20 protein-coding genes and 1 tRNA gene are annotated in these 22,438 nt (G+C 33.6%); 15 read left to right on the top strand and 6 right to left on the bottom strand.

Annotated features, from left to right (window positions below; translation table 11 throughout):
• Positions 1–272 precede the first annotated feature (272 nt).
• The 15 genes from QLQ95_RS12525 to QLQ95_RS12595 all read left to right on the top strand — a co-directional run bounded on the left by QLQ95_RS12525 (position 273) and on the right by QLQ95_RS12595 (position 17,130).
• On the top strand, positions 273–746 hold the full coding sequence (locus QLQ95_RS12525) for a division/cell wall cluster transcriptional repressor MraZ (RefSeq protein WP_035691746.1): 474 nt from the start codon (positions 273–275) through the stop codon (positions 744–746).
• Positions 721–1,629: a 16S rRNA (cytosine(1402)-N(4))-methyltransferase RsmH gene (gene rsmH / locus QLQ95_RS12530; protein ID WP_172426853.1), complete on the top strand. Its 909-nt coding sequence runs from the start codon at positions 721–723 to the stop codon at positions 1,627–1,629. Before QLQ95_RS12525 ends, rsmH begins: the two co-directional genes overlap by 26 nt.
• 21 nt (positions 1,630–1,650) lie before the next feature.
• On the top strand, positions 1,651–1,998 hold the full coding sequence (locus tag QLQ95_RS12535; RefSeq protein ID WP_008467159.1) for an FtsL-like putative cell division protein: 348 nt from the start codon (positions 1,651–1,653) through the stop codon (positions 1,996–1,998).
• Positions 1,989–3,995 (top strand): penicillin-binding protein, encoded by a 2,007-nt coding sequence (locus QLQ95_RS12540; protein WP_320492812.1) that lies wholly within the window; start codon positions 1,989–1,991, stop codon positions 3,993–3,995. The genes QLQ95_RS12535 and QLQ95_RS12540 overlap by 10 nt, the downstream gene beginning before the upstream one ends.
• Positions 3,992–5,455, top strand: a complete 1,464-nt coding sequence (locus QLQ95_RS12545; RefSeq protein WP_482504009.1) for a UDP-N-acetylmuramoyl-L-alanyl-D-glutamate--2,6-diaminopimelate ligase — start codon at positions 3,992–3,994, stop codon at positions 5,453–5,455. The genes QLQ95_RS12540 and QLQ95_RS12545 overlap by 4 nt, the downstream gene beginning before the upstream one ends.
• A 102-nt stretch (positions 5,456–5,557) precedes the next feature.
• Entirely contained in the window at positions 5,558–6,790 is a 1,233-nt protein-coding gene (gene mraY / locus QLQ95_RS12550) for a phospho-N-acetylmuramoyl-pentapeptide-transferase (RefSeq protein WP_095928585.1), read from the top strand.
• Positions 6,791–8,122, top strand: coding sequence for a UDP-N-acetylmuramoyl-L-alanine--D-glutamate ligase (gene murD, locus QLQ95_RS12555; RefSeq protein WP_428238975.1), 1,332 nt, complete (start codon positions 6,791–6,793; stop codon positions 8,120–8,122).
• Between the two features lie 76 nt (positions 8,123–8,198).
• Positions 8,199–9,509: an FtsW/RodA/SpoVE family cell cycle protein gene (locus tag QLQ95_RS12560; RefSeq protein ID WP_095928587.1), complete on the top strand. Its 1,311-nt coding sequence runs from the start codon at positions 8,199–8,201 to the stop codon at positions 9,507–9,509.
• Positions 9,510–9,554: 45 nt separating this feature from the next.
• On the top strand, positions 9,555–10,643 hold the full coding sequence (murG, locus tag QLQ95_RS12565) for an undecaprenyldiphospho-muramoylpentapeptide beta-N-acetylglucosaminyltransferase (protein WP_095928588.1): 1,089 nt from the start codon (positions 9,555–9,557) through the stop codon (positions 10,641–10,643).
• Between the two features lie 144 nt (positions 10,644–10,787).
• Positions 10,788–12,137 carry a UDP-N-acetylmuramate--L-alanine ligase gene (murC, locus tag QLQ95_RS12570; protein WP_095928589.1) on the top strand — a complete coding sequence of 450 codons (1,350 nt, stop codon included), beginning with the start codon at positions 10,788–10,790 and terminating at the stop codon, positions 12,135–12,137.
• On the top strand, positions 12,124–12,846 hold the full coding sequence (locus QLQ95_RS12575; RefSeq protein WP_248729504.1) for a cell division protein FtsQ/DivIB: 723 nt from the start codon (positions 12,124–12,126) through the stop codon (positions 12,844–12,846). Before murC ends, QLQ95_RS12575 begins: the two co-directional genes overlap by 14 nt.
• Before the next feature lie 6 nt (positions 12,847–12,852).
• A complete protein-coding gene (ftsA, locus tag QLQ95_RS12580; RefSeq protein ID WP_095928591.1) occupies positions 12,853–14,259 on the top strand; it encodes a cell division protein FtsA in 1,407 nt (468 codons plus the stop codon).
• 78 nt (positions 14,260–14,337) lie between these two features.
• Complete coding sequence (gene ftsZ, locus QLQ95_RS12585) at positions 14,338–16,332, top strand: cell division protein FtsZ (protein ID WP_428238979.1); 1,995 nt, start codon at positions 14,338–14,340, stop codon at positions 16,330–16,332.
• 199 nt (positions 16,333–16,531) lie between these two features.
• A complete protein-coding gene (locus QLQ95_RS12590; protein ID WP_320492819.1) occupies positions 16,532–16,981 on the top strand; it encodes a GatB/YqeY domain-containing protein in 450 nt (149 codons plus the stop codon).
• Positions 16,982–17,056: 75 nt separating this feature from the next.
• Positions 17,057–17,130 (top strand) — tRNA-Arg (locus tag QLQ95_RS12595).
• A gap of 221 nt (positions 17,131–17,351) precedes the next feature.
• On the opposite strand, the gene QLQ95_RS12600 is transcribed toward QLQ95_RS12595, so the two are convergent.
• The 6 genes from QLQ95_RS12600 to QLQ95_RS12625 form a co-directional block, all read right to left on the bottom strand.
• The gene (locus QLQ95_RS12600; protein ID WP_482504013.1) at positions 17,352–17,783 is read right to left on the bottom strand and encodes a hypothetical protein; all 432 of its coding nucleotides are present in this window, start codon (positions 17,781–17,783) and stop codon (positions 17,352–17,354) included.
• Between the two features lie 43 nt (positions 17,784–17,826).
• The gene (locus QLQ95_RS12605; protein ID WP_482504015.1) at positions 17,827–18,219 is read right to left on the bottom strand and encodes a hypothetical protein; all 393 of its coding nucleotides are present in this window, start codon (positions 18,217–18,219) and stop codon (positions 17,827–17,829) included.
• Positions 18,220–18,855: 636 nt separating this feature from the next.
• Positions 18,856–19,725 (bottom strand): hypothetical protein, encoded by an 870-nt coding sequence (locus QLQ95_RS12610; RefSeq protein WP_482504016.1) that lies wholly within the window; start codon positions 19,723–19,725, stop codon positions 18,856–18,858.
• Positions 19,726–19,731: 6 nt separating this feature from the next.
• Positions 19,732–20,841: a hypothetical protein gene (locus QLQ95_RS12615; RefSeq protein WP_482504018.1), complete on the bottom strand. Its 1,110-nt coding sequence runs from the start codon at positions 20,839–20,841 to the stop codon at positions 19,732–19,734.
• A gap of 332 nt (positions 20,842–21,173) precedes the next feature.
• The gene (locus QLQ95_RS12620; protein ID WP_482504019.1) at positions 21,174–21,713 is read right to left on the bottom strand and encodes a hypothetical protein; all 540 of its coding nucleotides are present in this window, start codon (positions 21,711–21,713) and stop codon (positions 21,174–21,176) included.
• Positions 21,714–21,838: 125 nt separating this feature from the next.
• Positions 21,839–22,432: a dihydrofolate reductase family protein gene (locus tag QLQ95_RS12625; RefSeq protein WP_482504021.1), complete on the bottom strand. Its 594-nt coding sequence runs from the start codon at positions 22,430–22,432 to the stop codon at positions 21,839–21,841.
• Between the last annotated feature and the right edge of the window lie 6 nt (positions 22,433–22,438).

Genomic DNA, 22,438 nt, shown 5'->3' on the forward strand with positions numbered 1-22,438 from the left:
GTTAAAAATCAGTAATTAAGATGATATTTGTTAAAATACGTAAATGTTAAGAAATGTGCATTATAATCAATTTTTTAAGAAAATTAGCGCATTATTTTTTTGAATGAATAACGTATTTAAGAATCTGTTAATTAATAGTTAAAGTATTGATTAAATGCAGGTTATGGAAAGTGGTAGCAAAGTGGTTAAACTTATTAACAAAGTGGTATAAAGTGGTAATATGTGGTAATATTTTTTATATTTTTGCTGTATAACATGTTAACTAGTTTTTTTTGAATACAATTGTTGGAACATATGAATGTAAAGTCGATGCTAAAGGGAGGCTAATGATGCCTGCACCTTTAAAAAAGCAGTTGACGGCTTCTCTTCAAGACGGATTCGTTTTGAAGCGTTCTGTTTTTCAGCCGTGTTTAGAATTGTATCCTATGGTAGAATGGGATGCGATGATGAAAAAAATCAACAAGCTTAATCGCTTTGTAAAAAAGAACAACGATTTCATTAGAAGGTTTACTGCTGGTGTTAAAGTGGTTGAGGTTGATGCATTAGGAAGATTGCTTGTTCCAAAAGATTTGGTAACGTTTGCAAGTATTTCTAAAGATGTGGTTTTTTCATCTGCGGTTAATATTGTTGAGATTTGGGACAAAGATTTATACGAGAAATCAATTAGTGGCGAAGATATGGATTTTGCAGATCTAGCCGAAGAAGTAATGGGAAATATTAATGACGACGAAGATGGAATATCATAATCCGGTTTTGCTTCATCCAACAGTAGATGGTTTAAATATTAAACCTGATGGTGTGTATGTAGATGTTACGTTTGGAGGCGGTGGTCATTCAAAAGAGATTTTAAAAAGATTAGGGCCAAACGGAAGGCTGTTTGCATTTGACCAAGACGAAGATGCGCTTGCCAATGCACTGCCAGACGAAAGGTTCACTTTGATAAACGAAAATTTTAGGTTCATAAAAAGGTTTTTACGTTTTCACGGAGTAAAAGCAGTAGATGGAATCTTGGCAGATTTGGGAGTTTCATCACATCAGTTTGATGTTCCAGAAAGAGGTTTTTCTACCCGATTTGATGCCGAACTAGATATGCGGATGAGTCAAAAGAATGATTTGAATGCTTATCGAGTGGTTAACGAATATGAAGAACAGGATTTACGTCGTGTTTTTTTTGATTATGGGGAGTTGAAAAATGCACCGGTTTTGGCTAGAACAATTGTTGAGGCAAGAAAAGATTACCCAATCAAAACGACTGAAGAATTGAAAGATGTTCTGAAAAAGTTTTTGCCAGAGAAAGTTCGAAACAAAGTTTTGGCTCAGATATACCAGGCAATTCGAATCGAGGTAAATCAGGAAATGGATGTTCTAAAAGAATTTATTGAGCAGTCGTTGGAAGTTTTAAAACCAGGAGGAAGATTTTCGGTAATCTCGTATCATTCTTTAGAAGATCGTTTGGTAAAGAGGTTTATTAAAAACGGAATGTTTGAAGGAGAGCCAGAAAGAGATTTTTACGGAAATTTTTCAGTTCCATTCAAAACTATCGGAAAACTGATTGTTCCAGACAACGAAGAAATCAAAATTAATAATAGAGCAAGAAGTGCCAAATTAAGAGTCGCAGAAAAGCTATAATATATATTAAGGTAGGAAATAATGAAAAGTGGTGTATTTAGCATATTAAAAGCAAGATTCCTGATTCATGAAGATGCAGTAAAAAATTGGCGATTTATCGTTTTTATAATTCTGCTGGCCATTTTGATGATTGCCAATACACAGCGATACGAACAAAAGGTTTTTGAAATCGCGAAATTAAATAATGAAGTAAAAGAACTAAGATCTGAATTTGTAGATCGCCGTTCAGAATTGATGAAGTTAAAAATGGAGTCAACTATCTCGGATAAAATGTTAGAAAAACAAATTTTTCCGTCGACGGTTCCTCCAGTGAAAATAGAAGTTAAAAAAGAAGAAGAAAAAAGTTTCTTTAAAAGAATATGGCAGTAGACGATAAACATATATCCTACAGAATTTATCTCGTAGCAGTTTTCATCTTTTTGATGGCAATTGCTATTGTCGTTAAATTAACCAATATTCAGTGGGTTGATGGAGATTATTACAGAAAACTGGCGAAACAGCGTACCGTTAGAAATTTTGTAATTCCTGCCAATAAAGGAAATATTTATTCTGCTGATGGAAGTTTATTGGCAACATCTATCCCGAATTATGAAATTCGTTTTGATGCAAAAGCGCCAAAAAAAGAAACATTCGAAAAGTATGTAAAACAATTGTCAGATTCTCTAGCAACTGTTTTAGATAAGCCAAGTGGCTATTTTCAAAAAGAATTAAGAAAAGCACGAGAGAATAAAAACCGTTATTATTTGATTGCCCGCAATTTGAGTTATACGGAATATGTAAAAATTAAAGGGTTTCCATTATTCAATTTAGGTGCTTTCAAAGGTGGAATTATTGTTGAGCAAGAAACTGTTAGAAAACATCCAATAGGTAAAATTGCAGAAAGAACAATTGGCTACGACCGTATTGATCCAGCAACTGGAATAGAAGTAGGAAAAGGAATTGAATGGGCTTTTAAAAGCTATTTGAACGGAAAAGATGGTAAAATTCTAAAGCAAAAAATTGCAAAAGGACAATGGAAACCAATTCGTGATGTAAACGAAGTGGATCCAATTGACGGTTACGATGTGATTTCGACTATAGATGTTTTCATTCAAGATATCGCACACCACGCTTTGTTGAAACAATTGGAAGATTACGAAGCAGATCACGGTTGTGTGGTAGTAATGGAGACGGAAACAGGATACATAAAAGCGATTTCAAATTTAGGAAGAGCAGAAGATGGTTCTTATTACGAAACAACCAATTATGCAGTTGCTGAATCTCACGAACCTGGATCGACTTTTAAATTAGTTGATTTAATGGCGATTTTAGAAGATAAGGTGGCTGATACAAGTACAGTTTACGATAGTCATGGCGGAGAAATTAGATATTATGGAAGAGCTGTTCGTGATTCGCATAGAGGTGGTTACGGGAAAGTTACTTTGGCACGCGGATTTGAGCTTTCGTCCAATACCGTAATGGTTCAGGCAGTCTACGAAAATTACAAAAGCAACCCTTCTAAATTTGTAAATCATATCAATAATTTAGGCTTAAATAAACCATTGGGATTGCATTTTAAAGGAGAAGGAAGGCCTTATATTCCGCAGCCTGGAGACAAACATTGGTCGGGAACTACGCTTCCTTGGATGGCTTTTGGATATAACGTTTCGGTTACGCCAATGCAGACTTTAACTTTGTATAATGCGGTTGCAAACAATGGGGTAATGGTAAAACCGCAATTTGTATCAGAAATTAAAGAATGGAACAAAACCATTAAAAAGTTTGATACAGAAGTAATGAATCCAAAGGTTTGTTCACCAGAGACACTTAAAAAAGTAAAAGCAGTTTTGGCGAATGTGGTGAAAAAAGGAACAGGTTCTAAGTTGTATTCGAAAGATTTTTCAATGGCAGGAAAAACGGGAACAGCTATGGTGAATTATGGCAACGCAGGAAGAGAAGGAATGTATTATGCATCTTCTTTTGCGGGCTATTTTCCAGCTGATCATCCAAAGTATTCTTGTATTGTAGTAGTTCATAAACCTAATACGTCTAGAAATAATTACTATGGAGCAGATGTTGCCGGACCGGTTTTTAAGAGAATTGCGCAAAAGATTTTTACCGATGCGCCTTCGACAAATAAAATCAAAAAATTAGATTCTAGAATTCCGAAGCAGGATGCTAGTTATGATAAATATACGGCTGAAGCTAATAAAAAGCTTAACCAGATTCCGAATTTAAAAGGAATGCCAGGAATGGACGCGATTGCTTTACTAGAAAATTTAGGTTTGAAAGTAAAAGTAAATGGAATGGGGAAAGTAAAAAATCAATCGATTCAAGCGGGAACCAGTATAAGTAAAAACACAACAATTGTATTAGAATTATCGTGAAAGTATTAAAAGACATATTATATAAAGTAGCTATTGAATCTGTAAAAGGTTCAACAGATATTGCTATTCAGAAAATCGAATTTGATTCTCGTAAAGTAGAAGCAAATGATATTTTCGTGGCAATTCGCGGTTCACTTTCAGATGGACACGATTATATCGAAAAAGCAATTCAGCTTGGAGCTAAAGCGATTATTTGTGATACGCTTCCTGAAAATACAGCTAATGAAGTAACTTATATTCAAGTAAAAGATACCAATACGGCTTTAGCTTTTATGGCCGCTAATTATTTTGAAGATCCATCTGCAAAGTTAAAATTAGTGGGTGTAACAGGAACAAATGGAAAAACAACTATTGCGTCCTTATTATTTCAGTTGTTTCAAAAAGCAGGGTTTAAGGTTGGTTTATTGTCAACGGTAAAAATTGTAGTAGATCAAACAGAATATCCAGCAACGCATACAACACCAGATTCTTTAACTATTAATCATTATTTGAATGAAATGGTTGAAGCGGGAGTTACGCACTGTTTTATGGAGGTAAGTTCGCATGGAATTCACCAGAAACGTACAGAAGCTTTGCATTTTGTGGGCGGAATTTTCACGAATCTTTCTCACGATCACTTAGATTATCACCCAACATTTGCTGAATATAGAGATGTTAAAAAGTCATTTTTTGACTCTCTTCCAAAATCAGCTTTTGTTATATCGAATATTGATGACAAAAATGGATCGGTGATGCTGCAAAATACAGTGGCTAAAAAATTGACTTACGCTTTAAAATCTTATGCAGATTATAGAGCGCAGATTTTAGAAAGCCAATTGTCTGGATTATTGTTGAAAGTTAACGATAATGAAGTTTGGGTAAAACTGATTGGTACTTTCAACGCATACAATGTTTTAGCGATTTATGGAACTGCTGTAGAACTAGGAATTGATAGTCTTGAAGCGTTGCGTTTACTGTCAGATTTAGAAAGTGTTTCAGGACGTTTTCAGTATATCGTATCAGATGGCGGAATTACTGCTGTTGTAGATTACGCACATACGCCAGATGCCTTGGAGAATGTTTTGAAAACGATAAATGATATTCGCACTAAAAACGAACAGCTAATTACTGTAGTAGGCTGTGGAGGAAATCGTGATAAAACAAAACGTCCAATAATGGCAAAGATTGCTTCAGATATGAGTGATAAAGCAGTTTTGACTTCAGATAATCCAAGAAATGAAGATCCAGAAGTTATTTTGGATGAAATGGAGCAGGGAGTTGAGCCTCACAACTATAAAAAAATGCTGCGAATTACAGATAGAAAACAGGCAATTAAAACGGCTTGTCAATTGGCTCAGCCTAAAGATATCATTTTAATTGCAGGAAAAGGGCATGAAACTTATCAAGAAATAAATGGTGTTCGCCATCATTTTGATGATATGGAAACGGTAAAAGAGATTTTAGAACAACTAAATAAATAACAAAAAGGAAATTTCAAATTCCAAATCCCAATAAAATTTGGATTTTGGGTTTTAAAAAATTGGAATTTAATTCGAGATTGGAATTTAAAAAAATAAGAAAATATGCTGTACTATTTATTTGAATATTTTGATAAAACATTGGACGTTCCTGGAACAGGGGTTTTCCAGTACATCACATTTAGATCAGCTTTGGCATTTATGCTTTCGTTGCTTCTGTCGACTATTTATGGTAAAAGAGTAATTAACTTTTTACGCCGTCAGCAAGTTGGAGAAACCGTACGTGAGCTTGGTCTTGCAGGTCAGAATGAAAAAGCTGGTACGCCAACAATGGGTGGTTTAATTATCATTTTTGCAACCTTAGTTCCGGTTTTGTTATTTGCAAGATTGCATAACATTTATATCGTTTTGCTGATTGTAACAACATTGTGGATGGGAACAATTGGTTTTGTTGATGATTATATCAAGATATTCAAAAAAGACAAACAAGGCTTAAAAGGTATTTTTAAAGTAATTGGTCAAGTTGGTCTTGGAATTATAGTAGGAGCGGTTCTTTATTTTAATCCTGCTGTTACGGTAAGAACAGATACTGGACGTACAGATATTTTTAAAACAGCGGGAAACACAACAGTTGTATTGCCAGCGCCTATTGAAGAAAAATCTACAGCAACGACAATTCCTTTTGTAAAAAATAATGAATTTGATTATGCTGAAGTATTGTCTTTTATGGGAGATGGATATGAGAAATGGGCTTGGTTGATTTTTATTCCAGTAGTGATTTTTATTATTACAGCGGTTTCAAATGGGGCTAATTTAACAGATGGGATCGACGGACTGGCCGCAGGAACCTCTGCAATATCCGTCCTCGCACTCGGGATTTTTACGTTCGTTTCTGGTAATATCATTTTTTCAAATTATCTGAATATTATGTACATCCCCAATTCGGGAGAAATGACGGTCTTTATTTCAGCTTTTGTGGGTGCGCTTATTGGTTTTCTTTGGTACAATTCTTATCCAGCTTCTGTATTTATGGGAGATACGGGAAGTTTGACCATTGGAGGGATTATCGCAGTTTTAGCCATTGCAGTTCGTAAAGAAATATTGATTGTTTTATTCTGTGGAATTTTCTTAGCAGAAAGTGCTTCAGTAATTATTCAGGTAACTTATTTTAAATATACGAAGAAGCGTTTCGGAGAAGGACGAAGAATTTTCCTGATGTCACCTTTGCATCATCATTATCAGAAAAAAGGATATCACGAAAGTAAAATCGTAACCCGTTTCTGGATTGTTGCTGTAATGTTAGCCATTTTATCAATCATCACTTTAAAACTGAGATAAATGAGGCTAGTAGTTTTAGGAGGAGGAGAAAGCGGTGTAGGAACCGCAATCCTCGGTAAGAAACAGGGATATGATGTTTTTGTATCCGATTTTGGAAAAATAAAAGAGAGTTACAAAGAAGTTCTTATCATTAATAAAATTGCCTGGGAAGAAGAGCAGCATACAGAGGATTTAATTCTAAATGCAGATGTGGTAATGAAAAGCCCAGGAATTCCTGACAAGTCTCCGATAGTAAAAAAGCTTGTTGCGGCAGGAGTAAAGGTGATTTCGGAAATTGAATTTGCGATTCCTTACACAGAAGCAATGACCATCGGGATTACAGGAAGTAATGGTAAAACAACCACAACAATGCTGACTCATCATCTGTTGAAATATGCAGGATTAAATGTCGGATTAGGAGGGAATATTGGAAAGAGCTTCGCCTGGCAGGTGGCTGAGAATAAATTTGATGCCTACGTTCTTGAATTAAGCAGTTTTCAGTTAGACGGAATAATAAATTACAGACCCGATATTGCAATAATAACCAATATAAGTCCAGACCATTTAGATCGATACGAATATAAATATGAAAATTATATCAATTCGAAGTTCCGAATAACGATGAACCAGACTGAAAATGATTATCTGATTTACGATGCAGATGATGAAGCAAGTACAGAATGGTTAAAAAAGAACAAAACAAAAGCAAAACTAATTCCTTTTTCATTGACGAAAAAATTTGATGAAGGGGCTTCTATAAATAACAACAAAATGGAAATAAAGATCAACCAAGAAGAGTTTACAATGGATACAGAACACATTGCGTTAGAAGGAAAACATAATATGAAAAACGCCATGGCAGCAAGCTCTGTAGCTAAATTGATGCAAATTAGAAATGCAACGATTCGTGAAAGTCTATCTAATTTCCAAGGTGTTGAACACCGTTTAGAAAAAGTATTAAAAATACAGAACGTTCAATATATCAACGATTCAAAAGCAACAAATGTAAACGCTACTTTCTTTGCTTTGGATAGTATGAATTCGCCAACAGTATGGATTGTTGGAGGTGTTGATAAAGGGAACGATTATAACGAATTAATGTCGTTAGTACGCGAAAAAGTAAAAGCAATTATCTGTCTTGGAATCGATAACCGTAAAATTATTGATGCTTTTGGAAACGTTGTTGATATTATGGTTGAAGTAAATAACATGAATGATGCAGTAAAAACTGCTCAAAGATTAACAGAAAAAGGAGACGTTGTTTTATTATCTCCAGCCTGCGCAAGTTTCGATTTATTCGAAAACTACGAAGACAGAGGAAAGCAATTTAAGCAAGCAGTACACAACTTGTAGAAAAGAAAGAGTTTCATGTTTCAAGTTGAACGAAACTTGAAACATGAAACAAAACAAAACCTGAAACAAAAAGATTATGAAGGAGCTAGTAAACAAACTAAAAGGAGATAGGGTAATATGGTCATTTGTGGCCTTATTGGCGTTGTTTTCGTTTATGCCTGTTTTTAGTGCAAGTAGTAATTTGGCTTATATTGGGCACGGAACAGGAAATACATTAGGCTATTTAGTAAAACATCTGGCGCATATCTGTATTGGATTCTTGATTATTTACTGGGTGCATAGAGTGCCGTATCACTATTTTAGAGCAATTTCGAAGATTGCGCTCCCAGTGGTTTGGATTTTACTGCTTTATACGCTTTTAAAAGGAACTGTTATTGCTGGTGCAAACGCTAGCCGTTGGATTCAGGTTCCCTTTATCGGAATTACGTTTCAGACATCAACATTGGCATCTATTGTATTGTTTATTTATGTAGCGCGCTATTTGTCGAAGACTAAAGAAGAAAATGAGCCATTTCAGACCTCATTGATTCAGCTTTGGGTTCCAGTATTTATTACATTAGTATTAATTCTTCCAGCAAACTTTTCGACTACGGCGTTAATTTTTGCAATGGTTTTGATGCTAACATTTATTGGTAAATATCCATTAAAATATATTGCTTTTATCATTGGTTCAGGAGTTGCGATGTTAGCATTTTTCCTTTTAGTGGCAAAAGCTTTTCCAGATTCAAGATTCTTTAGCAGGGTTTCAACTTGGGAAAGTCGTATTACAAATTTTACAACAGACAAACCAGACGAAGATGACTATCAGATTGAGAAAGCGAAAATTGCAATTGCATCTGGAAAATTAGGAGGATTAGGTCCAGGAAAAAGTGTTCAGAAGAACTTTTTGCCACAATCTTCTTCCGATTTTATTTATGCCATTATTGTAGAAGAATACGGTTTGGTTGGAGGAGTTTCAATTGTTATTCTGTATTTGTTATTATTGTTCCGATTTGTAATTGCTTCGCATAAAGCGCCTACGGTGTTTGGAAAATTAGTTGTCGTTGGTGTTGGGTTTCCGATGATATTTCAAGCAATGATCAATATGGCGGTTGCGGTAGAATTATTGCCAGTTACAGGGCAGACGCTTCCGTTGATAAGTAGCGGGGGAAGTTCGATTTGGATGACCTGTCTTGGACTCGGAATTATCATTAGCGTAACGAGAAAAGAAGAAGAAATTGCTGAGGATAAATTGGAGAGAGAAAAACGAAAAGAAGCCTTACAGCGATTGATAGATAAAGAAATGGCAGAAGAGGATTTGCCAGCAGATGAAATATATGAAGAAGAGGCAATGTATTCGATAGAAGACAATTCAAGAAATCCGATGAATGCGGTTTTAAACAAATAAGATTAAAATATAAAAATTTTTTAAAAAGTTGTAATTTTTAGACAGATGACAAAGTATAAATTCATACTTAGCGGAGGAGGAACAGGAGGACATATCTATCCTGCGATTGCAATTGCAAATGAATTAAAATTACAATTTCCTGATGCAGAATTTCTTTTTGTAGGTGCTAGAGATAAAATGGAAATGCAGAAAGTGCCTCAGGCAGGTTATGAAATAAAAGGTCTTTGGATTGCTGGTTTACAGCGAAAATTGACATTACAAAATTTAATGTTTCCTCTTAAACTGGCAAGCAGTTTATTGGAATCAAAAAGAATAATTAAAAAGTTTAAGCCCAATGTGGTAATCGGTACGGGTGGTTTTGCCAGCGGACCTTTATTGCAAGCGGCAGGTTCGGCAGGAATTCCAACAGTGGTTCAGGAGCAGAATTCTTATCCAGGAATTACAAACAAATTGTTGAGCAAGAAAGCCAATGCAATTTGTGTGGCTTATGAAAATTTAGAGCGCTTTTTTCCAAAAGAAAAAATTGTTTTAACAGGGAATCCAGTTCGTCAGGATTTAATTGACATTGAAAGCAAACGTGAAGAAGCAATTGCTTTTTATGGCTTAGATCCGAATAAGAAAACATTACTGGTTTTAGGAGGAAGTTTAGGAGCAAGAAGAATCAATCAGTTAATTGAAAAAGAATTGCAAAATTTCCTTTCGCAAGATGTTCAGGTAATCTGGCAATGTGGAAAATTATATTTTGAAGATTATAAAAAATACAATCAGCCAAATGTAAAAGTGGTCGATTTTATTGAAAGAATGGATTTTGTTTACGCAGCATCGGATGTCATAATTTCACGTGCAGGTGCTTCATCAGTGTCAGAATTGTGCATTGTAGGGAAACCAGTGATTTTTATTCCGTCACCTAATGTAGCTGAGGATCATCAGACTAAAAATGCACAAGCGATTGTTGATGCTAAAGGTGCGATTTTGTTGAAAGAATCTGAGCTTGACAGTCAGTTTAGCATTGTTTTTGAAGCGCTGCTGAAAGATTCTGGAAAACAAAAACAATTAAGTGATAACATTAAAAAATTGGCAAAACCAAGAGCTACACAAGATATTGTGGCTGAAATTGTCAAGTTAATTAGATAAGCTGTAAGCTATAGGCAATCAGCTTTAAGCTTGAGAATGCTATCTAAAACGTAATATAGATTAAAAGGATAAAAGAGGATTAGAAAATAAAGACAAAAGTTATAGGCTTACAGCCTAAAGCTTACGGCATAAAGCAAAAAAAAAATGAATTTAAATCAAATACAAAACGTTTATTTTATTGGTATCGGAGGAATCGGAATGAGTGCTCTGGCTCGTTATTTCAAGTTTATTGGAAAACAAGTTTCAGGTTACGACAAAACGCCTTCTATGCTAACTAATGAATTGATTGAGAGTGGTATTGATATTCATTTTGAAGATGATATAAGCTTAATTCCAAAAGATTATTATTTGGAGAATACGTTGGTGATATATACGCCAGCGGTTCCAAAAACACATTCAGAATGGAATTATTTTATTGAAAGACATTACCAGGTTAAAAAAAGAGCTGAAGTTCTTGGAATCATAAGTAAAGATACTTTTTGTTTTGCAGTTGCAGGAACGCATGGAAAAACAACGACTTCTAGTATTTTGGGGCATATTTTGTTTCAAAGCGGTGCTGATGTAACTGCTTTCATTGGTGGAATTGTAGAGAATTATAATTCAAATTTAATCGGAAGCGGAAAAACGGTAACGGTGGTAGAAGCAGATGAATTTGACAGATCATTTTTGCATTTGCGTCCAGACATCGCTTGTGTGACTTCTATGGATGCGGATCACTTGGATATTTATGGAACTAGTGATGCAATTGAGGCTTCTTTTAGAGAGTTTGCTTCAAAAGTAGAAGATAAAAATAATCTCTTCATTACAAAAGAGTTGCCTTTAGAGGGAGTTCAATGTGCTGTAAATGAAGATGCTGTTTATAAGGCTTTTAATGTTCGCATTGAAGATGGGGCTTATGTTTTTGATGTGCAGACGCCATCAGAAATTATGAAAGATTTGCGTTTTGGATTGCCTGGAAGACACAATTTAATGAATGGATTGATGGCTATTGCGATGGCTAAGACTTTCGGCACCCCGACCGATTCTATTGCAAAAGCCATTGCTTCATTCAACGGAATTAGAAGACGTTTTTCATATCAAATTAAGAGTGAAAATTTAGTATATATTGATGATTATGCACATCATCCAACAGAAATAAATGCTGTTCATCAAGCAGTTAGAGAGTTGTATCCAGGACGTAAAGTTTTGGCAATTTTCCAGCCGCATTTGTTTAGCAGAACAAGAGACTTTGTCGACGGATTTGCAGCAAGTTTATCGCAGTTTGATGAAGTGTTTTTGATGGATATTTACCCTGCTAGAGAGCTTCCGATGGAAGGAGTAACTTCTGAGTGGCTTTTGGGTAAAATGACAAATTCGAACAAAAAGATTGTTACAAAAGAAGATTTATTAGGTGAAATTAAAGCCAGTGATGCACCTATTATTGTAACAATTGGAGCTGGTGATCTGGGAGAGATGGTTCCGTCAATTAAAAAGGTTTTAAATGAAAATATTTAATTGGGCAAATATTAGATTAGTACTTATTTTCGGACTGGTTTTGTTTCTATATTCTTTCGCTAAGCACCGAAATGGCGATCGAAAATTGAAAAAATCAGTAGTCGTTTTTGTAGGAGAAAATACGCTTTTTGTGAAGCCAGAGACGGTTAATAAATTGTTGATAGAAAATAGAAGAGACGCTTCCAGTATTAGAAAAGATGAACTAGATTTGAATAAGATAGAGAAAACCCTCGATACGCAAGAGATGATTGAGAAGTCAAACGTTTTTGTAAGTATTGATGGAGTTCTAAAAGCAGTAGTAAAACAGAAGACGCCCATAGCAAGAGTTTATGACGGCGCTGCTTCTTTTTATATTGACTATGAGGGAAATAAAATGCCCTTATCGGACAATTTCACTGCGCGAGTTCCTCTTGTTTCAGGGGCAATAAATGAAAAAAATAACGAAGATTTAGCAGCTTTATTTCGCACAATTTATGACGATGCGTTTTTGAAAAAAAACATCATTGCTGTAGAGATTATGCCGAATGGAAGCTTAAAAATGTTTAATCGTAACTATGATTACTTCATAGATTTTGGAAGAACGATGAATGTTGATAAGAAATTTAGAAACTATAAAGCCTTTTTTCAAAAAGCAGTTTTAGATAGTTCGTTATACAAATACAAAAAAATTGACCTTAGGTTTACGGAACAAGTAGTTTGCACTAAATAATAGAAAATGGAAAAAGATAATATTGCAGTAGGTCTAGATATTGGAACAACCAAAATCGTTGCCATGATTGGCAAAAAAAATGAATATGGTAAGTTGGAGATTTTGGGCATTGGTAAATCCAAAAGTTTGGGTGTTGCCAGAGGAGTAGTAAACAACATTACGCAGACGATTCAATCGATACAGCAGGCGATAGTCGAAGCAGAAAATAATTCAGGATACAAAATTAAAGATGTGGTTGTGGGTATTGCCGGACAGCACATCAGAAGTATTCAGCATACAGATTACATCAGCAGAAATAATCCAGAAGAAGTAATTGGCGAAAAAGATATTCAGCTTCTAATCGATCAGGTAAACAAACTGGCGATGTTACCGGGAGAAGAAATTATTCACGTTTTGCCACAAGAGTTCAAAATTGACGGACAGTCTGAAATTAAAGAGCCAATCGGAATGTATGGCGGAAGATTAGAATCTAGTTTTCACGTTGTTGTTGGTCAGGCATCTTCAATCAGAAATGTTGGTAGATGTATTCAGAGTTCAGGAATAGAATTGTCTGGATTGACATTAGAGCCATTAGCTTCGGCAGATGCTGTTTTGAGTCAGGAAGAAAAAGAAGCTGGCGTTGCACTTATCGATATTGGTGGAGGAACAACAGATTTAGCTATTTTCAAAGACGGTATCATTCGTCATACGGCTGTAATTCCTTTTGGAGGAAATGTAATTACAGACGATATCAAAGAAGGCTGTTCGATCATCGAAAAACAAGCTGAACTTTTAAAAATAAAATTCGGATCTGCTTGGCCAGGCGAAAATAAAGATAACGAGATTGTTTCTATTCCAGGTTTGAGAGGAAGAGAACCAAAAGAGATTTCGCTTAAAAATTTATCTAAAATTATCCACGCAAGAGTGGTGGAAATTGTAGAGCAAGTTTTTGCAGAAATTAAAGCGTACGGACACGAAGATCCTCGTAAAAAGCTAATCGCTGGAATTGTATTAACAGGTGGTGGTGCACAATTAAAGCACATTAAGCAGCTGGTAGAATACATTACAGGAATGGATACGAGAATTGGTTATCCGAACGAGCATTTGGCAGGAAACTCTGGAGAAGAAATCTCTAGCCCGTTATATGCAACTGCAGTAGGATTAGTAATGAACAGTATCGAAAACAGTTCGCAAAGCGCTGTTAGAATGGAAATGGTAAAAGAGCAACCAAAAATTGTTTATAGAACCGCTCCGCCAGTACAGCGATACGAAGTAGAAGAAAACTACGTTGAAAGAGTAGAAACCATTGATGATCCTGAAGAAGTTGTAAGTCAGAAGGTGCCTAAAAATGAATCTACTGAAACCAAAATAAGAAGATCATTTTTTGATCGATATGTCGACAAAATCAAAGAATTTTTAGACAACGCAGAATAATAAAAGAGAAGGATTATTTCTTGCCCCAAGTCAAGAAGTAAAAAATGTACTTAATAAGAATTTCAAAAAACCAAAAAGATGATGAGCAACTCAGAATTTGGAAGTATTTCATTTGATTTACCAAAAAATCAATCAAATGTAATCAAAGTAATAGGTGTAGGTGGAGGCGGAAGTAACGCAATTAACCACATGTTCAAACAAGGTATTAAAGGCGTAGATTTTATCGTTTGTAATACCGATTCGCAAGCGCTTCAAAATAGTTCAGTACCCAATAAAATTCAGTTAGGAGTTAATTTAACTGAAGGGCTAGGAGCTGGAGCAAATCCAGATGTTGGACAGCAGTCTGCAATTGAAAGTATTTCTGATATTGAAAAGATGTTGGATCGCGGTACTAAGATGGTATTTATTACTGCTGGTATGGGTGGAGGAACTGGAACTGGTGCAGCTCCGGTAATTGCGCAATTAGCAAAAGAAAGAGAAATATTGACAGTTGGTATCGTGACCATTCCGTTTCAGTTTGAAGGGAAAGTGCGTCAGGAGCAAGCTATTATTGGAATTGAGAAATTGCGTAAGCAAGTCGATTCTTTAATTGTAATCAACAATAATAAATTAAGAGAAGTATACGGAAATCTAGGTTTTAAAGCTGGATTCTCGAAAGCGGATGAAGTTTTGGCAACAGCCTCTAGAGGTATTGCCGAAGTAATTACGCACCACTATACTCAGAATATCGATTTACGTGACGCGAAAACTGTTTTGGCCAACAGTGGGACTGCTATAATGGGGTCTTCTGTAGCTGAAGGCGAAAACAGAGCTAAAGATGCTATCGTTTCGGCTTTGGATTCTCCATTGTTGAATGATAATAAAATTACAGGTGCCAAAAACGTATTGTTGCTTATCGTTTCTGGAACTAATGAGATTACTCTGGACGAAATTGGAGAAATCAACGATCATATCCAAGATGAAGCTGGTTACAACGCAAACATTATCATGGGAGTTGGTGAAGACGAAAGTCTTGGCGAAGCTATTGCAGTAACTATTATTGCGACAGGTTTTGATGTAGAACAACAAAATGAAATTGTAAATACAGAACCAAAGAAAATCATTCATACGTTAGAAGATGAGCAAAGAAGTGTTCATAATCTAACGAATAAGCCGCTTGCATCTTTTGATTTAACTGTGGATACACCAACAGCAAAAGTTGAGGATAAAGTAGTTTTTGATTTAATTGATGATGACGAAACTTTTACTCCGACTCCAGTTCAAGCTGTTGCTCCAGCTATTAATCAGGAAGAGTTAGTGGTTATGTCTGAGTTTATCAAAAATCTTGATGTAACTTTCGAAATTGTTTCGCCAATTACCGATATCGACTTTACAATCTCTGCTCCTGAAACGCCAGCAGCAAGAGAAGTGCAACAGCCACCAGTACAGCAGCAGCCAGTGCAACAGCAAAGAGTATTTGAAAGAGAAGAGCAAACTACTTTTTCTTTTGATCTTCCTTTGTTCAAGCAAGAGCCTATAAAAAGAGAACCAGTTGTTGAAGATAATAGAGTTTTGTTTGAATTGACAAATGAAACTCGTGATATTAAAGTAAACGATCCAGTACAATTTGTTCCAGTAACTGAAGTTTCAGACAATGGAATCATTAAGTATTCTCTAGAAGAATATATGGAAGTTGAAAACGATTTGTTGGCTTCTAAACCAGTTGAAAAAGTAGTTGAAGAAACCATTCCAGAGGAATTAAACATCACGTTGAAACCAAGACCAGATTTTGCTAGCCAACCTGATTTGGCTACAACTTCTGAAGTTTCTCCTTTAGAATTAACTATTGAAGAAACATTGCGTTTAAGAGCTGAAGAAAGAAGAAAGAAACTAAAAGAATTTAACTATAAATTCCATAACAATGTTTCTAGAATTGATGAGTTGGAAAAAGAGCCAGCTTATAAAAGATTAGGAATAGATTTGTCTAACTCACAATCTAACAATACAAATTCTAGAATTTCTGTTGGAACAGATAGTAACAACGATTTGCAATTACGTTCAAACAATTCATTTTTGCACGATAACGTAGATTAATTTTAGAATCATAATATTGGGTAACCCGAAAATTGGATTTAATTTTCGGGTTATTTTTTTTATCTTCGCACAGAATTTCAAAATTTGACTTCCTAAATAGGTTTTTAAAGTGAATCTTATGGTTACCCTGAGCGAAGTCGAAGGGCCAAATTAATATATCAATTAATAAGCTTCGGCTTATTTTAAATAAAACATAAACATGAGTTTACAAACACAAATCATGGACGAAATCAAAACGGCCATGAAAGCAAAAGATACAGTAGCATTAGAATCTTTAAGAGCAATTAAATCGGAATTGTTATTAGCTTCGACAGCTTCTGGATCTAAAGAAGATTTATCAGAAGATGAAGAAATTAAATTACTTCAGAGATTGGTTAAAACTCGTAAAGAAAGCGCAAGAATCTTTACAGAGCAAAACCGTCCAGATTTAGCAGAACCAGAATTGGCTCAAGTTGCTGTAATCGAGAAGTTTTTACCAGCTCAATTAAGCGAAGAAGAAGTAGAAGCTGTAATAGCAAAAATTATTGCTGAAACAGGAGCTTCTGGAATCGCTTCAATGGGTAAAGTAATGGGATTAGCATCTGCTCAATTAGGAGGAACTGCTGAAGGAAAAACCATCTCTACAATTGTAAAGAAATTACTTTCGTAAATAATAATTTTAGATTTTAGACTGTAGATTTTAGATTCCAATCAGCAATCTAAAATCTAAAATCATAAATAAACTGACCGCGTAGTTCAACTGGATAGAATATCAGATTTCGGCTCTGAGGGTTGGGGGTTCGAACCCCTCCGCGGTCACTACAGAAAATAAAAGCCTGCAAAGTGTAATTTTGCAGGCTTTTTTTGTTTCGAAAATTATTATCTAAAATTTTATTTTTTTGCAATATCAGTATTTACGGCAAATTTTGGTTCGAACCCCATCATCGATCTCTTAAGTTTCGATATTATCTCACATGCTTATCATTAATAACCATAATTCCACTTAGACCCTTCTCGCTAAATCTTGTTATGGACAGTTTTTATTCTAATGTTTTGATGTGAAATGGAAGCCTATATTGCGTATTGCATTTATCAAAAATGTTTACTTCGTTCTTTTGCCTTATGACTGCCATTAATTCTTTACAGAAATCTTCAACTCCCACGACGGCACATTTACTTTTTCCTTTCGCATCGATCTTGTAATTTGAAATTAAGCAATTTGAATCAATGGTGAAATTGACATATACCGTTTCATTTTCTACAAAACATTCGTCCGCTAACCAAATAGAACTTCTGATTTGTGAAGACTTCCAATCTTGACTAACACTTTTGGTTACGATAAGCTCTCCAAACTTTATTTTAATTCGCTTGGTAATCAATGTATCTTTTATATTGTTTTGAGAATAGGTAAAAGAAATCATCAGCATAATAGCTAGCTGAAATATTTTTTTTAAAATCGAATTTTCTTTCATTACGATAACGGTATTAAATTGCCCAAATCCGTTGTAGTAGCTGTTAGCGGTAGTTTTTTATCTTTTCAAATAATTCAAAAATATATTTCTTTAAAAATTCGGTATTAAAAGCTTTGTGATATATTTCATTATTATCTTTTTGGTGTTCTATAGCAATTCCATTAATTTTTGAATGATAACTTTCCTTTTGATAAAATATTTTCTCATCATTAAATTGGAATACATTTGTACGCCAAGTATCTTCAGAATTTTTACTTTTCTCTTGAACTACAATGAGATGAAAAGTTTTCCTGTCCTCTTCTAGATAATATATTGTACGTAATTTACTTTTGCTATTTTTAAAGTAGCTTTCTGCTTCAATTCCACCAAATTTTTCATTGTAATTGAATTTTATATCAATACTGTCAAGCGTAATTTTTCGCAAAGTTGTTGACATATAGTTTTGGCTAAATAGAAGCACACTTTTAAAACACAAAATAAACAATATTAAGCTTTTCATAAGTTGTCTTTAAATAGTTAGGTCTTAAGAATGACTGCTAACTATCATATACTACTTAAAACATTAGACATATTTTCAGCCCAAAATTAGGTAGATATGTCTGATGAACGTCAGCGCTTATTTATTATCAAATATATAATAATAAGCTTAAAAATGATTGAAGTTTTTTTTAAAAATTTGTTGCATACTTCTCGTACAGGATGAATAGTAACGCGATAGCTGACCACTATTTGACTAACATAAATTCAAACGGTTATACCTCGTTTAAAATCTTTAAATCTTCCATTAACTGGTTCGAATTCTGTACCGTCAAGGTCACAAAAAAAAACATGAAAGGCTGAGGGTGTTGATTATCAGGCTTTTTTGAGCTTCAATCCCTAATCATGTTTTTTTTAAGTCTTGGCTTTCAATTTGAACTTTAAATTAGTACAGCTAGTTTTTAACTTTTCCATTTTTGCACGTGTTTGAGAGAGTTTATGAACTAGACCAGATCCATTCTCTGGATTTGCAAATCATTCAACATTTTTTTGATTAAGCTAACTAGATAATTTCATTTAGTAGTTATGGGCTGAGTTATTTTGATATTTCTTTTATTAATTCTTTTAATTTTTCAAGCGTGAGCTCTTGCGTAACTTCATTTATCAGTTTTTCAACATTTTTTTTCGATGCTAAATCTTGGGAGATTTGCTCTCCGTCCCAATAAATTATACCATATTCATTTGCGAAATCAATAGCTTTAGTTGGATAATAGCTATTTGTTATGAAAATCCCTAAAATTGGCCAATTTGAGCTTATAAAATCATCTTCCATATTCTTAAAATAGGAATTGTCTTTAGCTTTTCTTAATTTGTTTATTTCAGTTCCAAAAGAAGCAACTTTTTGATGATCCACTCCTTTAACTTTTTCACTATGTTTAACCTGTCCTATAACTCTAAACTTGAAATAGTTGTAGATTCTAGGCAATCGATGTTCTGACTTTAATTCGAAATACCCATAAAAATCAATACCTTGATCTTTTTGCGATTTTGTAATTTTTATATTTTCAATATGATTTTCGTCTAAAATTAGTTTTCCTAAAAGCTCAAATTCTCTCCAATCAATTTCTTTTAGCAATTCACTAAATCTATTTCTCCACCTTAATTTATATTCTATATCAACCTGATCTTTTTTATTAACCGAATATTTAGAGTTAATTAACGCATCATCATCAAATTCGTCACAAACAAATTCAGGCAATATATATCTAGATTCACAATAATTAATATAATCTTTAATCTTTTTTTGAATTCTTTTTTCAAAAGAACAAAAAACTTCTACCGTATCATTCGGCGATTTATTACTGAAATTACTATACCAATTGACAAACTCTTCTGAAATATAGAAACGATTTTTATATATAAATTTTAGATGATCAATAAATAGATCGATTTCTCTAATTTTCATATTTGTTTAAATTAAAGAAGCTAACTGGAAAGAAGCAGATTCGTTTATTTTTTCAATGATTTCTCTAAATCTTTCTTTTTCATTTGATTTCATTATGTTTACCATTGGTAAAGTGGATAATTCAGTATATAAATCATTAAGTTTGGTAATTCTTTCTTCTAAATCTAATTGATGTCTTTGAGCACTTTTTTCAGCATCCTTATTTCTAATATCTTGAATTGCTTCATTGATAGAATACTCACTTTCTTCTACAAACTTTATTAATATGCTTTTATTCTCTGGAATTAATAATTTACTGAAATGATCCCTTACGTCTAATACTCTTTCAATTCTCTTATTTCCTTCTTCATCTCCAATATACCAATTTAAAAGATTTTCCAAATTCTCTAGATTCTCAAATATGCCTTCATCATCATTCCAGTTTAACCAATCTTTAATCTGTGGTTTTGTAAAAATTGCTTCTTGAAATAAACTGAAATTACTTTCATCTAATTCTCCGTGGTATATATCTTGACTAAATTCAAAAGCTTTAAATGAACGAATTTTTTTTGCAATAGTGTTTCTTCCGAAACCAGTCATTTTATCCAATTCAGTTGGAGTAAGAGATTCTTCTTTTTGCATTTCAAAAAGAAAACGAGCTTGCTGTAAAGCTCCCCACTCTTTTATTCCATTTATGTGCCTCATACCCTGCAAAAGCCAAATTACATTTTTATCTGTACCAGAATAGACCAACACTTCAATAGCATTAAGTGAATTTAAAACACTGTCATCTAAGGTTATTAAGCCTTCTTGATGTTGGTTTAAAAGTGTTTTAGCTGTGGAAATTCTTCTATTTCCTTCTAAAACTACATACTTATCGGAATCTAAAATTTTTCTTACAACAATTCTATCAATTGATAAAAATCCAAGTTTTTTAATTTTTTCATATAAATCATTGATTCCTTCTAATTTTATGTCTCGTAAAATAGCGCTTTGAATTATATCTTCTGAAATTCTTTCATCTGCTAAATCTGTTTTGCGACTTTTACCCATTAGCCTTGGATTGTTAGGGTTAAGTAAGAGATTTTCTAAATTTAGAGTTTCTGATTTTAAATTTTCAATTAAATCAAGTTTCATGTTTTAGTTTTAAAGTTGTTTCTATATTAATGGGCTCTGGTTTAATTTTATGATGCTCTGTTATTTTCCTTATAGCTTAGGTGTTATGTTTAATAAAAAGCAATTTTTTTGTTTTCAAAAATAGGATTTTTATTTCATAAAGCATCAAAGGGACTTTTATTTATTGAGTACTTTCGTGCTAATACAAGTACAGATTTAGTTGGTTTTGCTGCTTATTTATAACATGTTATTAGGATCAAACGATAAAAGTATGTATCATTTAAAACCTTCAAATCTTCTAACAAATGGTTCTAATTCTGTACCGTTAAGGTCGGTAAAAGTAAAAAATAGCTTTACTCTGTTATTTGACAATCTATTTCATAAGGTTCTTTAGGAAAACCGTATAAAATAATTCTTTGATTGTCTACATATTTTATTGGAATTAGTTTGTCTAAAATGGCATTTTCATAAAGTGAAACAAACAATGTCTCATTTAGCCTTTCTAATAGAATTTTTCGTCCTTCTCTATTCATACGTTTATTTATTTCTTGCATATAAGGAGGATCTAAATTTTCATTAAAGCGTATAATGTTTTTTTCGCCGTTCCAATTTACCTCGAATTTTAAACTCTGAATTTCAATTTCTGTTAGTTTTGTTTCTGTGGGATTTAGTTTTTGATAATTATTTTCGAAAATAGAATCTTCTGTAATTAATTCTTCATCACTTAAAAAGTAAGATGTTTTTCCTTTTTCAAAAAAACGAATCCTATTTTGATTTATAAATTGATGTTCTATTTCGGTTAAATTTTTACTTCGATTTTCAACTTTTATTTTTAATGAAGAATTTTCTTTATCCTTTTCAACAATAAAATAATTAATTTCATTATTTATCAAACTGAATTATTTCGGGTATTCCGTAATGATCTGGAGTTTTTATAAATAGCCAATTTTCTTTCATTGATGTTGTTGGGATTTTAAATTAATTGCTTTGAAAGATTTAAAATTGTTTTTGGATAAATTTAAACAATCGCATTCCCAGTTTTTACTTCCCCATTTCGGATATAATTGGCTAAAATTACTCCTGTTGTAGTTACCGTACTTTCTATTAAGGAAAATCCCGATGGATTTGCATTATCATCAAAAAGCTTTTTTCCTTTTCCGAGTAATAAGGGATGAATTTTTAATCGAAGTTCATCAACCAGATCATTTTGCAATAATAAATGAATCAGTTCGCTGCTGCCCCAAACTTGAATGTCTTTTCCTTCAGAATTTTTGAGTTTTTTGATAGCATCAAGACTTTCAATAAAAATGGAATTTTTCCAATCCGATTTTTGTCTGGTTTTAGACAAAACATATTTATTTCCATTATTAATTCCTGGCCAAAATTCGGAATGGTCGGGCCAATAATTTTCCCAAATTTCGAATGTTTTCCTACCCAAAAGATAATCTGCCGGTTGCAGTTCGTTTTGAACCGCTTTATTGTAAGCTTCGTCACCGTATGGAACTGTCCAACCTCCAAATTTAAAACCTTCAGATGTATCTTCTTTTGGCCCGCCTGGAGCTTGCATTACGCCGTCTAATGAAATCATCGATAAAACAATTATCTTTCTCATAATAGC

The sequence above is a fragment of the Flavobacterium sp. B330r genome (assembly GCF_056824325.1).

Coding starts and splice junctions, on each gene's coding strand:
- rsmH (WP_172426853.1), top strand. CDS start 721: ATGACGACGAAGATGGAATATCATAATCCGGTTTTGCTTCATCCAACA.
- QLQ95_RS12535 (WP_008467159.1), top strand. CDS start 1,651: ATGAAAAGTGGTGTATTTAGCATATTAAAAGCAAGATTCCTGATTCAT.
- QLQ95_RS12540 (WP_320492812.1), top strand. CDS start 1,989: ATGGCAGTAGACGATAAACATATATCCTACAGAATTTATCTCGTAGCA.
- mraY (WP_095928585.1), top strand. CDS start 5,558: ATGCTGTACTATTTATTTGAATATTTTGATAAAACATTGGACGTTCCT.
- murD (WP_428238975.1), top strand. CDS start 6,791: ATGAGGCTAGTAGTTTTAGGAGGAGGAGAAAGCGGTGTAGGAACCGCA.
- QLQ95_RS12560 (WP_095928587.1), top strand. CDS start 8,199: ATGAAGGAGCTAGTAAACAAACTAAAAGGAGATAGGGTAATATGGTCA.
- murG (WP_095928588.1), top strand. CDS start 9,555: ATGACAAAGTATAAATTCATACTTAGCGGAGGAGGAACAGGAGGACAT.
- murC (WP_095928589.1), top strand. CDS start 10,788: ATGAATTTAAATCAAATACAAAACGTTTATTTTATTGGTATCGGAGGA.
- QLQ95_RS12575 (WP_248729504.1), top strand. CDS start 12,124: ATGAAAATATTTAATTGGGCAAATATTAGATTAGTACTTATTTTCGGA.
- ftsA (WP_095928591.1), top strand. CDS start 12,853: ATGGAAAAAGATAATATTGCAGTAGGTCTAGATATTGGAACAACCAAA.
- ftsZ (WP_428238979.1), top strand. CDS start 14,338: ATGATGAGCAACTCAGAATTTGGAAGTATTTCATTTGATTTACCAAAA.
- QLQ95_RS12590 (WP_320492819.1), top strand. CDS start 16,532: ATGAGTTTACAAACACAAATCATGGACGAAATCAAAACGGCCATGAAA.
- QLQ95_RS12600 (WP_482504013.1), bottom strand. CDS start 17,783: ATGAAAGAAAATTCGATTTTAAAAAAAATATTTCAGCTAGCTATTATG.
- QLQ95_RS12605 (WP_482504015.1), bottom strand. CDS start 18,219: ATGTCAACAACTTTGCGAAAAATTACGCTTGACAGTATTGATATAAAA.
- QLQ95_RS12610 (WP_482504016.1), bottom strand. CDS start 19,725: ATGAAAATTAGAGAAATCGATCTATTTATTGATCATCTAAAATTTATA.
- QLQ95_RS12615 (WP_482504018.1), bottom strand. CDS start 20,841: ATGAAACTTGATTTAATTGAAAATTTAAAATCAGAAACTCTAAATTTA.
- QLQ95_RS12625 (WP_482504021.1), bottom strand. CDS start 22,432: ATGAGAAAGATAATTGTTTTATCGATGATTTCATTAGACGGCGTAATG.